Genomic DNA, 756 nt, shown 5'->3' with positions numbered 1-756 from the left:
TCGAGGAACTGGAAGCGCTCGGCTCAGGTGTCACCGTCGCCGCGTGCGACGTGTCGGATCGGAAGGCGATCGCGAATGTACTGGCCGGGATTCCTGAAGCGTTGCCGCTGTCAGTGGTTGTGCATGCGGCGGGTGTGCTGGATGACGGTGTGCTGGAGGCGTTGACGCCTGAGCGGTTGGGGTCGGTGCTGGCGGCGAAGGCGGTGTCGGCGTGGCATCTGCACGAGTTGACGTGTGAGGCGGGTGTGTCGGCGTTCGTGCTGTTCTCGTCGTTGGCGGGGACGTTGGGTGCCGCGGGTCAGGGCAATTACGCGGCGGCGAACGCGTATCTGGATGCGTTGGCTGGGTATCGGCGGTCGTTGGGGTTGGCGGCGACGTCGATCGCGTGGGGTCCGTGGGCGCAGGACGGTCTTGCCGCGGGCAGTGAGGTAGTGGGTGCGCGGATGCGGCGCAGTGGGTTGTCGGGTATGGCGCCGGACAGTGGTGTGGCGGCGATGGAGCGGGCGCTTGCCTCCGGTGATGTCACGCTGGCGGTCGCGGACGTGGCCTGGGACCGGTTCGCCCCCTCGTACGTCGCGGCCCGGGACTGGGCACTGCTGTCCGACGTGGTCAAGGCCCTGGGGATCACCCCGAAGTCCTCCGATGAGGCGACTGACGACTCGGCCGCGGGTTGGGCTGGTCGGCTTGCCGGGGTTGCGGTTGGTGAGCGTGTGGGTGTGGTGGTGGGGTGGGTGCGTGCGGAGGCGGCGTCGGTGC

The 756-nt window shown here is 69.0% G+C and carries 1 protein-coding gene; it reads left to right on the top strand.

The window, feature by feature from the left end; genetic code table 11:
- A partial coding sequence (locus K7G61_RS35965) for an SDR family NAD(P)-dependent oxidoreductase (RefSeq protein WP_225851357.1) occupies nucleotides 1-756 on the top strand: 756 nt, incomplete at both ends.

This window comes from Streptomyces sp. HPF1205 (assembly GCF_020400825.1).
Lineage (GTDB): Bacteria > Actinomycetota > Actinomycetes > Streptomycetales > Streptomycetaceae > Actinacidiphila.
Note: the sequence above shows the minus strand (reverse complement) of the source record. Positions and strands in the feature narration are given on the sequence as shown.